This is a genomic window from Vibrio sp. ER1A (genome assembly GCF_000733315.1).
GTDB lineage: Bacteria > Pseudomonadota > Gammaproteobacteria > Enterobacterales > Vibrionaceae > Vibrio > Vibrio mediterranei.
Genome location: NZ_JPJA01000091.1, coordinates 1 through 12,682, shown reverse-complemented (window position 1 = coordinate 12,682; position 12,682 = coordinate 1). Strand labels below are relative to the sequence as shown.

Annotated in this window: 16 protein-coding genes; 4 read left to right on the top strand and 12 right to left on the bottom strand. The window is 40.9% G+C overall.

Translation table 11 applies throughout. The features are described 5' to 3' along the window. Positions 1–618 precede the first annotated feature (618 nt). The 4 genes from HW45_RS18370 (at position 619) to HW45_RS18355 (ending at position 6,205) form a co-directional block, all read left to right on the top strand. Positions 619–2,625 (top strand): type IV secretory system conjugative DNA transfer family protein, encoded by a 2,007-nt coding sequence (locus tag HW45_RS18370; protein ID WP_235225506.1) that lies wholly within the window; start codon positions 619–621, stop codon positions 2,623–2,625. 9 nt (positions 2,626–2,634) lie between these two features. After that, on the top strand, positions 2,635–3,198 hold the full coding sequence (locus HW45_RS18365) for a hypothetical protein (RefSeq protein WP_038228797.1): 564 nt from the start codon (positions 2,635–2,637) through the stop codon (positions 3,196–3,198). Then, positions 3,195–3,926, top strand: coding sequence for a MobC family replication-relaxation protein (gene mobC / locus HW45_RS18360; protein WP_006073987.1), 732 nt, complete (start codon positions 3,195–3,197; stop codon positions 3,924–3,926). The genes HW45_RS18365 and mobC overlap by 4 nt, the downstream gene beginning before the upstream one ends. Before the next feature lie 62 nt (positions 3,927–3,988). Continuing rightward, positions 3,989–6,205 carry a DNA topoisomerase gene (locus HW45_RS18355; RefSeq protein WP_038228795.1) on the top strand — a complete coding sequence of 739 codons (2,217 nt, stop codon included), beginning with the start codon at positions 3,989–3,991 and terminating at the stop codon, positions 6,203–6,205. A 199-nt stretch (positions 6,206–6,404) separates the two neighbouring features. On the opposite strand, the gene HW45_RS28975 is transcribed toward HW45_RS18355, so the two are convergent. The 12 genes from HW45_RS28975 to HW45_RS18305 form a co-directional block, all read right to left on the bottom strand. Next, complete coding sequence (locus tag HW45_RS28975) at positions 6,405–6,557, bottom strand: Hok/Gef family protein (protein WP_081411574.1); 153 nt, start codon at positions 6,555–6,557, stop codon at positions 6,405–6,407. A gap of 190 nt (positions 6,558–6,747) precedes the next feature. Then, positions 6,748–6,987 (bottom strand): hypothetical protein, encoded by a 240-nt coding sequence (locus HW45_RS18350; protein WP_006073985.1) that lies wholly within the window; start codon positions 6,985–6,987, stop codon positions 6,748–6,750. Between the two features lie 67 nt (positions 6,988–7,054). Further along, positions 7,055–7,546 (bottom strand): hypothetical protein, encoded by a 492-nt coding sequence (locus HW45_RS18345; RefSeq protein ID WP_038228791.1) that lies wholly within the window; start codon positions 7,544–7,546, stop codon positions 7,055–7,057. A 51-nt stretch (positions 7,547–7,597) separates the two neighbouring features. Further along, positions 7,598–7,915: a hypothetical protein gene (locus HW45_RS18340; RefSeq protein ID WP_031497004.1), complete on the bottom strand. Its 318-nt coding sequence runs from the start codon at positions 7,913–7,915 to the stop codon at positions 7,598–7,600. Between the two features lie 16 nt (positions 7,916–7,931). Next, positions 7,932–8,699, bottom strand: coding sequence for a ParA family protein (locus HW45_RS18335; RefSeq protein WP_006073980.1), 768 nt, complete (start codon positions 8,697–8,699; stop codon positions 7,932–7,934). 425 nt (positions 8,700–9,124) lie between these two features. Further along, the gene (locus HW45_RS18330) at positions 9,125–10,012 is read right to left on the bottom strand and encodes an ArdC family protein (RefSeq protein WP_031497000.1); all 888 of its coding nucleotides are present in this window, start codon (positions 10,010–10,012) and stop codon (positions 9,125–9,127) included. A 114-nt stretch (positions 10,013–10,126) separates the two neighbouring features. Next, positions 10,127–10,414, bottom strand: coding sequence for a hypothetical protein (locus HW45_RS18325; protein ID WP_038228790.1), 288 nt, complete (start codon positions 10,412–10,414; stop codon positions 10,127–10,129). Positions 10,415–10,422: 8 nt separating this feature from the next. Then, positions 10,423–10,863 (bottom strand): antirestriction protein, encoded by a 441-nt coding sequence (locus HW45_RS18320; protein ID WP_038228789.1) that lies wholly within the window; start codon positions 10,861–10,863, stop codon positions 10,423–10,425. Between the two features lie 109 nt (positions 10,864–10,972). Further along, positions 10,973–11,257: a hypothetical protein gene (locus tag HW45_RS18315; RefSeq protein WP_031497050.1), complete on the bottom strand. Its 285-nt coding sequence runs from the start codon at positions 11,255–11,257 to the stop codon at positions 10,973–10,975. Positions 11,258–11,351: 94 nt separating this feature from the next. Further along, a complete protein-coding gene (locus tag HW45_RS18310) occupies positions 11,352–11,669 on the bottom strand; it encodes a hypothetical protein (protein ID WP_006073971.1) in 318 nt (105 codons plus the stop codon). 316 nt (positions 11,670–11,985) lie between these two features. Then, positions 11,986–12,138 carry a hypothetical protein gene (locus HW45_RS29615; protein ID WP_160171225.1) on the bottom strand — a complete coding sequence of 51 codons (153 nt, stop codon included), beginning with the start codon at positions 12,136–12,138 and terminating at the stop codon, positions 11,986–11,988. A gap of 246 nt (positions 12,139–12,384) precedes the next feature. Next, the gene (locus HW45_RS18305; RefSeq protein ID WP_038228788.1) at positions 12,385–12,579 is read right to left on the bottom strand and encodes a hypothetical protein; all 195 of its coding nucleotides are present in this window, start codon (positions 12,577–12,579) and stop codon (positions 12,385–12,387) included. Positions 12,580–12,682: the final 103 nt, after the last annotated feature.

The window sequence follows — 12,682 nt, the reverse complement described above, 5'->3', positions numbered from 1 at the left end:
TCACGCCCCCACTTAGTAAGGCTATTGAAGCGTTGTAGGCGCGTGTTTTTTTGCAACCTTAGTAAGCGAAATATAGCTTAGAGCGCACTTTAGGTTGCGTAGTTATCCCTTCGTTCAATCGCAGAAAGCGCCCCCTTGCGGGGTTTAATTGCTAACGAAGTGATAATCCGAAACGTCCAGTGAAGGATCTGAATCAAGGTCGCCCAACGACCGAAGTATTCAGACGGGGGAGCCGAAACAAAANNCTACGAGGTCGATTTTTGTTTTGGGGGCTTGCCCCCGAAAACCGTCGAGTAGGCGAGACCAAGCTGGTTTCACTAGCTGAAAAGGAGACATTTAAGCAAGAGAGGGACGACACGCAAAATGACGACTATTTCAACTCTGAAAGCGGCTTGGTCTCGCGTAGCGTGACGGTTTTCGGCTCCTAAATTAAAAGGAAGGATCTTTAAGCGTCCAGCTTCAAGATCATTTCTTTTAATTCATTGAAAAAGCATGGCTTTTTTAATGATTGCCCCTCAAGGGCAACCAAAACACCCATCGTCCAGAATGGGTATTTTGGGACTCCTCTCTAGTACCCCTTTTTAGTACCCCTTTAGGTGTACTGAGAGGGGGTACTAAATGAGGGTACTAGGATTGCATTATTCACATAGGGAATACCATGCTAGACAGACTCGAATATCAACTNNCTACATACTAGCGATGAATATCCTTTCATCGTTGTATGTATTCACGTATCACTTTGGTGTAGTGATCAGCTTTATCTCTGGCTTTATCATGCCAATCATTCACTTTGACAAGCCTGAAAAGAACGACCAAGACACTGTGTTGCGTCGTCTATTTATTGCTTTGGCGTGTCTGCTTTTTGTGTTTGGCACGAACTCAAATTGGACTGTACCCGCGCTAATCGATCTCACGAAAAAGATGTATGGTGTCTCACCACAAGCGATACATTATCCCTTTTCTCAGTGGTTTCTATTTCCTATTTTCGGTGCAGGGATATTGAGTCATATTTACGTTCGACGTGCTTATGCTCCCCTGATAAATAGGCTTAAATTGAAGCTGACTAAAAAGACAGAAGCAGCACGAGAAGCGCGCACTGATGTGCGAAGCGTGAAAGAACTTCTCCCCGATACAGTGCATTACGATCCCGAAGATTTTATTGATCTCGATAAAGGTGTGTTTGTTGGTTTAGACATAAACCAAAAACCACAATACATTCCATTAGCGAAGATTCGAAAGCAACATGCAGGAATCAACGGAACGACAGGCGCAGGGAAAGGGGTCGCGTCTGGATTGATTTTGTATCAACTTATTCTCGCTGATGAAGGGGTGTTTGTTCTCGATCCAAAAGATGATGAATGGGCTCCGCACTTGATGAAATACGCCTGTGAAAAGGCGGGTAAACCATTCCATCTAATCAACCTCAANNAAGAAGCTCCCCAACTGGATTTGTTAGCCGAAGCAAAGCCAGATCAAATCGAAGAGTTATTAGTGGCTGGGTTTAGCTTTGCAGAAAAAGGTGACCTTGCCGACTTCTATCGTATCGATGATAGGAAAGCAGCAAGAGAAGCCCCACGCAGGGCAAGTGAAGAAGAACGACAATCAATTTCTGCACTGTTTCACTCTGACTATGTTCAAGGTTTGGAGGAAACCGTAAAAGCGTTCTACGGCAAGATGGAAGAAATGTCGTTAGTTGAAGCAATCAACGCCCCAAATGGACTTAGCTTGAACAGTGTGTTTAAAGAAGGTGGATGCTGTTACATCATCGGCTCAATGAGAAATTCGAAAATTCTCATTACTCAGAAGATGATTTTAATTCGACTGCTTCAATTAGCAGAAACAAGAGACCGAATTAATAAGCAGCCTCGACCGATTGCTATCTTCTTAGACGAGTTGAAATACCACATTTCAAAACCCGCAATGGAGGGACTTGGTGCAGCACGTGACAAAGGTGTTCATATGTTTCTTGCTTACCAAGCAGTTGCCGACCTAAGAGATTGTCCGGCAGATTTAAACGGGGATGCGGTTGTGGGGGCGGTCGTGGAAAACACGAAATTCAAACTCGTGTATCGATTACAAGATCCCGATACCGCTGAATGGGTAGCCAAGATGACAGGCACAATACTCATTGATGACGAAACTAGGAACGTTGAAACAAACTCTACGCTTTCTGAAATTGTCGAAGGTAAACGCAATATTAAACAAGCAGAGAGACACTTAGTTGATACGAATATGTGGCTCAATCTTCCTGACTTTGTTAGCTACATCTTTACCACAGATAGCGTACCAAGACCGTCATTGATTTCCCCTATCAAGGTTGAAAAACAAACCTTGGAAATTTACACACCTAAACAACCCGACGAATCTCTTTTTGAAGAAGAAGCGGAACCAACCCCACTAACCGAAGAGGTTGAATCGACGACAAACCTAACAGAAGCACTATCAGAAACCATAGAAACTGAGTTATCAGAAACTATCGTTGCTGACGAACCAACCATTGATAACGAGCAAGAAATTACGCTCGACACTAACCCAATTACTCCCTTAGCTGAAATTAATCAAGACGACACTGAGCAAATCAGTGAAGAAGTCTATAAGGAATCCCTAGATAAATTATCGTTCTAAGAGGTGAACATGTACGCTCTACACTTCAAACCACTCATTAAACTTTGGGATCATAAACATTTCCAAATCTCCCCTACTGAAACCCAAAGTAATAAACCCAAACGGTACAACAACATTGACGGTATCTATACAGCCAGTTGTTTATTTTCATTAGAGTCATGTGCAACAAATCCAAAGTTAACGACGCAAGCATATAGTCGTGCTGCTCTAGAAAAGTTTCTCGATGAGATACGAAAACTAAAGAAGGAAATAACCGCGCTCCACGCTGCAAAATTAGAAGAATGGGGAGACATCGACTTTGTTCCTTATTCAGCAGATAAGCACACCATTCCTCTAACAATCGAAGATAGAAAGTTGTGTCGAAGCACTGGCCTACTGATTAAAACATTTCACTCAGCAAACCTCTTTTTATTCGACTTATACAAGGCTCAACATAATGAAGAAATAAGCAATGAAGAATTACTTGAGGTTAAAACAAACATGTTAAGCCAGTTACAAAAGTTGATGACTGCCATTACCTCAAACACAAAGCAATTCCATATCGAGCGTAAACGCTTAGAGGGGGCAAAATGACGAAATTGCCTAGTCCCGCAGAAGCAAAAAGGCGGGGCGAAGAGAAAGAACGCATGATAGTAGACTTTCTTTCTGAGGAGGTTTATAGCGACCTTGTAACGTTAATGCGCTTAGTTAATGTTACTGACGAACGCAACATGAGAAAGTTTCTAAAGCGGTTAGAAAGCAAGTGCTTAATCAAAAAAGAAACGCTTGTAATGCCAACAGGTAAGATTTCATTATGGGGTATCACTGATACAGGACTAATGAACAGTGAAACCCTTCCGCACTCCCCGCAACGAGTTTTTGAGCCTTACTTAGTGAAATTTGCAACGCTCAATCACACCTTAATGCGTCAAAGGGTACAGATAGATCTAACGAATAAAGGATGGACAGGTTGGAGAAATGGCGACCGTCAATCCTTCAAAAATGACTTTAAAGTAGATCACCGCCCTGATGCGATAGTCACAACGCCTGATGGAACACAAGTGGCCATCGAAGTAGAGCTATCTCTTAAAACCCCGCATCGATACCGCTCTATTTTAAAGAGCCATATCACGGCACGAGAAAAAGGGTATTGGAAATTTGCTCTTTATATTGTCGCAAACGAAAAAGCTAAGTTAGCACTGAACAGAGCATTTGAGCGTGTAGAGTACATCCAATTTGGTGAGTCTCGATATTCCGTAGACTCTTACCGAAAAGAATTGGTTCGTATCTTCAAAATTGAAGATGTTCAGCACATCAAATAACGTCAATTCATTGAAATAAAGCCTCTCTTTTTGAGAGGCTTTTACTTTATCGGAGTAATACAATGCGAGTATTCATTGCAGAGAAACCTTCATTAGCAACAGCCATATTCAAAGGGTTGGGTGGTAACCCCGACACGGATAAAAAACAAGGGTTCTACCAGAAAGGAAATGATGTGGTCACATGGTGTTTTGGCCACTTACTAGCTTTATTTGATCCCGAAGATTACGACGAATCTTTGAAACGATGGACACTTGAAAGCTTACCAATCCCCACTCAATACCCTCCCCGCTTCAAACCTAAAAAAGAGTCGGTAAAACAACTCAGAATCGTACTCGATCTAATTGATAAGGCGAAAAGCATTGTCCATGCTGGCGATCCCGATCCAGAAGGCTGTTTGTTAATTGATGAAATATTGATGTACGCCAATAACAAAAAGCCTGTAGAACGGCTACTTATTGCTGACCTCAACGACAAACCAGTGAAAAAGGCTTTGGCCAACATGGAACCCAATGAAAAGTTCCAAAACCTAACGAAAAAAGCGTTAGCGCGAGCTTTAGTTGACCAATCATTTGGTTACAACATGACACGCTCATACACGTTAAAAGCACGAGAAAAAGGCTATGACAGTATCCTTAACATCGGTCGAGTGATTAGCGCTTTACTTGGCATGGTAAACCATCGAACCCTTGCTAACCTCAATCACGAGAAATCTTACTACTATGATTTATTTGGGTCTTTTAATTTTGGCAATCAGACCATAAAAGGAAAATTGCTACCCAATGATAACCTTGACCTCGATGAGAAAAACCGCCTGATTAACGGGCTGCAAGCCGCAGCTATCAAAGAGGCCGACACAGGAGAATCGGGCACAATTTCAGACGTTGTAACCAAGGAAGAACAACGCCATGCTCCAATGCCATTCAATTTATCCAAATTACAAATTGAAGCTTCAAAACGTTGGGGTTATAAACCCAAAGAAACCCTTGATGTTGTTCAATCACTTTACGAGACGCACAAGCTACTGACCTATCCTCGTAGTGACAGCCAATATTTGTCAGATGCACATTTAGAAAATGCGCCTGGTATTTTAGATGCAATCAAAAATACCAAGCCGCATTTGGCCAGTGCTGTCGGGGGGTGTGCGTCTTCATCAAAACACAAAGCTTTCAATGCTTCTAAAATTGAGGCGCATCACGCCATCATTCCAACTGAAAAAAACGGTGAAGGAATCAAGCTTTCAGAGAGAGAAAGTAATATTTATGAACTTGTGGCGAAACGGTTCATTGGACTGTTTTACCCTGTCTCGATACGCGAAAAAACCGTTTTAGATATTGAATGCACAAGTCGGGTTTATCGTGCCTCTCAGACAATACTTCAAAAGCAAGGTTGGGAGGTTCTTTTTAAAGGCGAGCTAAATGACACCCCTAATGACAATGAATGTGACCTAAAAGCGTTGCGTAATGGCACACAAGGCCAATGTCAACTTGTTGAGCTAGTAAAGAAAGAGACTCAGCCACCTAAACTCTTTGACGATGCATCTTTACTTAGAGCGATGACCGAAGCCGCTAAATTTGTAAACGATCCTGAATTACGGAAGCAGTTAGAAGCCAAAGATAGAAATACGAGAGGCGAAAATGGTTCGATAGGCACAGAAGCTACGCGAAGTGGCCATATCGAAAAATTGCGCAGTTTGAAACACCTCGTCAGTGTAAGTAAAGAAAAAGGCTATAAGAACCCCGTATACAAAACTACTGCCGCTGGACAAGAGTTTTGTGCCTTACTACCTCACGAAATTATCATGCCTGATATATCCGCAATATGGGAAGGTGATTTCGACTTGATTTCCAAAGGTGAATATAACATTGAACGCTTTGTTCTAGCCGTTGACAAATATATTCACGTACAAGTGGATCACGTTAAGGATAATGGTGTTCCTTTAACGGTAAAAGAAGGAACAAAATGCCCGACGTGCCAACAAGGACAGCTTTTAAAACGTAAAGGGCGAAATGGCCACTTTTGGGCGTGTAATCGATATCCAGATTGCAAAACGACCTTTCCTGACGATGGCGGTAAACCCAACCTAAACCCTAAGCCCAAAACTAAGCTATCCGCAACAACGAGTGACAGTGAGTTTTGTAGTTGTGGCAAGCCTTTAGTTAGACGAGCGGGTAAACGAGAGAATTCATTTTGGTGGGGATGTTCAGGGTTTCCGAAGTGCAAAGTGAGATTTTTCGATGACAAGGGCAAACCCGACCGAAAGAAAGGTGAATTAGCTTAAATGTGTATTACCTATGTATTACATACAAAAAGAAACCCGATAACGTTAGCTATCGGGTTAATTAGTCTAGGACTTCATCACAACTGCGAGTAATGAGTCCTCAAAGATTGGTATATCTTTGGATTGGTTAGGGGCGCTCTTAAACTGAAATCAACAACTCTAATCAGGCGAGAGCCAAAGCTCTCACCTGTTTAGGTCATTACTTCACTTCGTAGGCAAGCAATGCCAGAAAGTGACTACTCTCATTCTCAAATCGAACCTCGCAAAGCGAATCTCGAACTATCCAAAGTGAGCAGATAATCGTAAAACAAACTACGATTAAGCCTGTTAGGGCGGTTTTACTTTTTGGCATCTTTTCTTGCCTCCTATGAGTAATGAGGCTAGTATAGATTTGCGGATCATAACATTGGCCTCGGTTTGATTAATCATCAATCGGGGCTTTTGTTTATCAGTTAGACACAATCCAAGTGTTCTAAAGAGAGCGCCAAACTGACAAGTCAAGAGCGCCCAAACCCATAGTAACAACAAGATGTTACCAANNATCAATGTACTTTTTCGGTAGGCTGTACTAAGCAACTGGAAGCAGTATTCACCTCCGTTCCTCCTTCTCTAAAATGCCTATCTAAACGTTCCTTAATATCTACACTACCGTTCAATTCGAACAGATAAATATCTTCAATTAACCCCACAAAACTATCATATACTGTGCTAGTAAAATCGAACTCAGATTCACTAGCATCAGGCAGCTTTGCTTTACCAACAACATGAATTTTCTTTGACATCGACACACCCTTGTGTATTACATGTGTAATACACAGTCAATAAATTTAAGGCTTTTAAGTGCTTACCCTATTTCTTACTTGAATACATTTCAAAGAACAATACCCCATCTTGTTTCAATGCATGTTCAGATATTTTAACCGCATAATTTGCACCGTTTTTAACAAGCGTATCGTGTAAGAAGCTTTGCGGGTACTCATCAAATTCCGGTTTCACATATACCCAATGATAACCAACGAACTTTGAAGGAGGTAAATCACCACGGCTAGACACTAAACGAGTTTTTGCATTGGATGAATCGGAAGAGATTGACTTACAACGCACTGTATAGGTAATAACAGGCCAGTCGTTTGATGATGTGACCGTTTGGGAACTCGGTAAGATGGGGCATTGAAGACCATTTGATCTATGGTGTTCAACATAGCCCCCAAAATCAAAAGTATACGTCGCCCCCTTTAATTCAGGTTTGGAGTTAGTATCGTTCGACGCGCAGCTAGCCAGTAGCAATATAACAGGCACACTAAATAGTGATTTCAAAGCAAAGCCCTTTCCATTATCCATAACATCCACCTCTTTATTATGTATTACATGTGTAATACACAAACGTTGTATCTAATTCATGCGTTCCATAAGTTGAATAAGCAGAGCGTCAAAATCTTCACGTTCACGTTCACTTAGACCGTCTCTGTGTTGAGCTAACGCTCTAAATAGCTTGGCTGATGATAGTTTTCTTTCCGTTCCACTTTGTAAATCAGCTACCCAATCGGTAATTTGTTTTTTGTCTGTTAAAGACATACGCAGAGTCAAAGGAGGTACTTTATAAGATGTGGTCACACTCTTTCGAACTGTAGTAATCCTCTCACTCTTTTCTTTGCCTTGCTTCTTTCTAGATATGGACGTTGACGCCCCTCTATTTCCAAGTTTACTCATATGTATTACCTATGTATTACACATTATTAATCAGGTGTTTTGCCAACTTCTTGTAATCATTGTTAATCAAAGAACTAGGCTTATAAAACCGTACAGGCATCGAGACCGCATTCGCTTGGCCAACATGCTCAGAACGTCTAATAACCATTGGCAATACTTTATCTTGATCCGTTTCTAACTCTTCATCGATGAACTCATTAATAACCGTATTTCTTACGTCTACCTCGTTACGAAGAATAAGATAGTTAGCTTCATCGTCCTTAACCTCTTCAATCGCTTCGAGCAATGGACTTATACCATCGAGAGAAAACGCGCCAGAATCAACAGGTATAAGAATACGTCTTGATGCTTGAATTGCATTAAGCGTTGTTAGGGACAAATTAGGGGGAGTATCGAGAAGAACGTAATCATAGTTATCAACCAGCTTTACCAACTGCTTTTCTAAGATTCTTTCTCGATTGATTTTGGTCAGGGATGTTTCTATCACTCTGGACAGTTGAAAGTCAGCAGGAACAATGTCTAGATTATCAATTACTTTTCCATCTACCATTGCGGGTTGTATCAGATCGTTGATAGACACCATTTTAGGTTTATCAAATAGTGCGGCTACCGTCACGTCAAAATCAAACTCCCGCTGTCCAGTAAGTGTTTTTGAACAGTTCCCTTGGGGGTCAAGGTCAATAACCAACACTCTTCGTTTACGGGCGATCTCAGCCGCAACATTAACAAGAGTGGTTGTTTTACCAACCCCGCCTTTTTGGTTTGCAAATCCGATAACTTCCATTACTCACCTCTTTTTGATGTGTGTATTACATATGTAATACACATACTATTTTTAGTAAAATAAAGACTGTTTAAGGTAGGATTAGCTTTTGCTCATGGTAAACATCTTATGAAAAAATCAACGAATAAACGGGTATTCCGTCCTATCGACTCTGTTGAAAGGGTCGAGTTTGCATGTGAGTGCGAGAAGGGCGTCTATCGCTATAACCCCGACATAAAGAGAATATCGACACACAACCAAATTCCACATAGTTGCAACGCCTGTGGTCATATCGCTTATTTTACCATTCCTTATCCAGCACTTAGGTATAAGGGGAGGGTGTTCGTTGATTGGGAAACAATAAGAGGGGATGCAAGGTAACTATGTGTAATACTTATGTATTACATAAAAAGAAACCCGATAGTGTAAACTATCGGGCATTTTGGTTATGCAGCTTTAGAAATAGATTGCTCTTCTAAAAATGCTTTTAAGTATTGATGTGCTTTACTGGCTTGAGTTGCAGCTTTAAAGATATAACGTTTATCATTCTTTAAAACTTCTAACCAACTAGCAATGTACGATTCGTGTTGAACTTCACCAATGATGCCAAAATCAGCCATTAAAAATGCGGCTCCTAGTTCAGCTATAAGTTCTTCAAACGCATAATCTTTGCTACCAAATTTGCCTTTACTATCCCTATCTAGACGTGTCTTGTGACCTGTCCAATGAGTAAGCTCATGCATTATTGTAGCGTAGAGATCAGCAGTTGAATGGAACCGATCATGCTCAGGAATAACAACTTCATCCGTAGATGGCCTAAAAAACGCTTTTTGGCCACAATAGCTAATTTTAGCTTCGGTGCTGCGAATAAAGTGTTCCACCTCATCGATAAGAGTTACTTCGTCACGAACAACCGTTTCACTGTTCGTATCAGATAATCCCTCTACCTGATCTAGATTGAAAACAACAAAAGTCTTCAACATAGGATAGGCTTCTTTTTCATCGCCGTTCCCTTCATTACTCTTTTTTTCCACCATTTTATAGAAAAAAATATGAGTTCCTTTTTCTCCCTTTCTCACTTGGCCGCCAAGCTCTTTAGCTTGCTTAAAAGTGAGCCATTTAGAAGAAGAAAAACGGTTCATTTGAGCGCTCATCCAAAGTAGCATGATGTTCATGCCTTGATACTCCTTCTGAGTCATGAAGTTAGTTGGCATTCCCGACGCTTGAGTTACATCCCAAGGGCAAGACCAAGGTTTTATTCCTTGTTCCAATGCTTCTATGATCTGATTCGTTACTTCTTGATAAAAATCTTTTTTGGGTTTGTTAGTAGCCATATTACTACTCCTTGAATTAGTAAATTAATAAAATCTGCTAATTCGGCTGGCAACGGCCAGTCGAACTGGCGTTGCTTTGCGGAGTAGTACCGCTAAATGTTAGGTTAGTGGGGATTAGTCCTCTTGAAAAATCTCATCCTCATAATGGCCGTGTAAACTGACAGCACCGTTATATGCATATACAAAAGACTCGTAAACATTGATATCGAGGCTTTTAATATGCTCTAGCACTTCAAGTGTACGAGCCGATAGTGGAACGTTTCGATTTCCCAAATCGAGAGCAATGTCTATTGCTTCAAAGCAACTAGCACTATCCTCTACAGAAACAGCAATATACTTCTGCTTTGCATTAAGAACCATTAAGCTGAGTTCCAAATTACATAACAAAATAAAATGTTCCATAGGGACTCCTAATATGGTTGTTTGGTGTACATCATTTGCAACTCTGAATAGATGTCTAAAATAGAATCTCGTTCAATCAATTGCTGCGTGTAAGCTCTAAGACAAGCTCGATAGAGAGCGAAGCGCTCTTTGTCTACTGATTCATTACAGTAACTTGCTACAGCTTCAAACCGTTTTAGGCAATGCAGCATAATGGCAATACCCGCAGAACGGCATGACACTCTACGCTCAAACATCGTAATCGCTTCAATATTGGGGTAGATAAACCTACCGCCATTACTAAGTTCGACAAACTCCCATTTTACCTTTTTAAGATCAGGTATCACTTCATACGCCACCATTTCAAAGTAGGCGTCAAACTGATGGAACTGACCTTTTACTGGCTTAATGAAATTATGTTGAGTCAGTGTTGAGGTTACGACACTAGCGCTAATGGATTGGTGAATCATGAAACACCTCTAGTTAATTAAACAGGTGAACCCGCTAATTCAACTGGCCTAAGCCAACTGATTGGCTAGGCATAGGGTGAACAAATTTGGTTGGTTGGATACGAATGAGTTAACCGCGATCTTGGATTAAGCTAAAAACGCCTCTATCAAAATCAAAGTTTGTATCGTAATCACCTTTGAATTTTCCCGATAAGATACGTATCACCGTACATACAGAACAGTCTATTAAGACTGTATGCTCGATGTTCAGCTTATTTAATACCTCTACCGCTGACTGTTTCGATGAAAGCCCTTTAATGTAGTTTTCAAATATAAAACGAAAACCACCTACAGGGTGTAGTTCAATACGAAAGTTGTCTTTTTTCTCGATGATTTCTATAGATTGGTTGGACATAGTTAGCCCCTCAAGATCAGAAGTTTAGCTGCTAATCTTTGGCCTCTGCCAAAGTTTGGCAGGGCGCGGAATTTCCGCTATGTTATTGGATTGGTTAAACCGTTTCACTATGCATACAGCTTGCACAAGCGTATTGGTCAATACTAAACCACGGGTCTGCTAACAAATGCATCTTAGAGCGGCACTTAGGGCATATTTTCACTTCCTTTTTACGCAGTTCTTCAATGCTAAACAGTCTTGTATTATCAAAACGGGCATCGCTTACTATCCATTCATGATTAACAAAACACCATACATAGGTGGTATCGCTATCATGAGAGACGTAATAACCAGAGTCTGCGGTAGTTTGGTAGTGCGTGGTTAGTTTAGAAGGAATCCATTCAAGAATAGATTCAGTTGTAAAAGTAGACATATGAAGCCCCCTAGTATTGGAAAAACAAAACTAGTTCTGCTGACATTTGCCAGAGAACTGGCAAAGCAGCGGGACGCTACTGAAGGATTGGTGCATTGATTAGTATCAATGGTAGCCTATTGAGACCTTTAGGCCACTGCATCAGGTATGCAGTGCAATTACTTTACTAAACATTTCTTATGTATTCAATCAAGAAGACTTGAGTATCCTCTTAATTAGTAGATAACAGCATAAAAAACTACAACGTGACCGTTCAAGTTCACAAAAGCGGCTTCCTGGTCGTCAACCGGTCATTATTTTATGCTGCACTTTTTCTTTAATTTGGTTTATCAGTGGTTTCGACTACTGCATCTAACCAACCATCCAAACTATCTGAGTTGTCGTAATTTTTTGAAGGTAACAAACGGCCACTTTGTTTATCATCACAACCATCAAGATAGCCTGTTAGGTAGTCCATTAAGTGTTGCATGTCTTTTCCCCTTGAGTAAGAAGCCTTACCGGATGCGCCACTATTTAAGCGCATCGAGTAACATCACTCGCTTACAAAAACTTTTCTTATGCGCGTAGTGTTTTGACTGTCGTAACCTTCTCCAATTAGCTCTTGAACGTCGTCAGACAAGAGAACATCCTCATCTTTGGCTATAGCGACTAAAACCCAACACTGATTTTCATAATCGAAGTCCTCTAGCACGTAATTTATCAATTTCTATTCCCTCTAATATTTGATTTCAGTGTCAGAGTAGTCTCGAATAAACTCTACACCGTGACGCTTTGCAATTGACTTAATAGCCTTCTGCGCGCGTTTTGCTTCATCATCGAGATCACCAGACATCGCATCGCATGAATCTGCCGTGGCGATAAGAGCCATAAGCTCTTTCTCGGTCACTTTGTAATACTTGGTTCCTGCCATGTCTTTTCCCCTGTATTTTGCGAATCATCGAAATAGCTTCAATTGAATAGTTAGCTTCTTCAAAACTTACTTTGCTTGGTATTGAAGTAATTGCCCTTCCAAT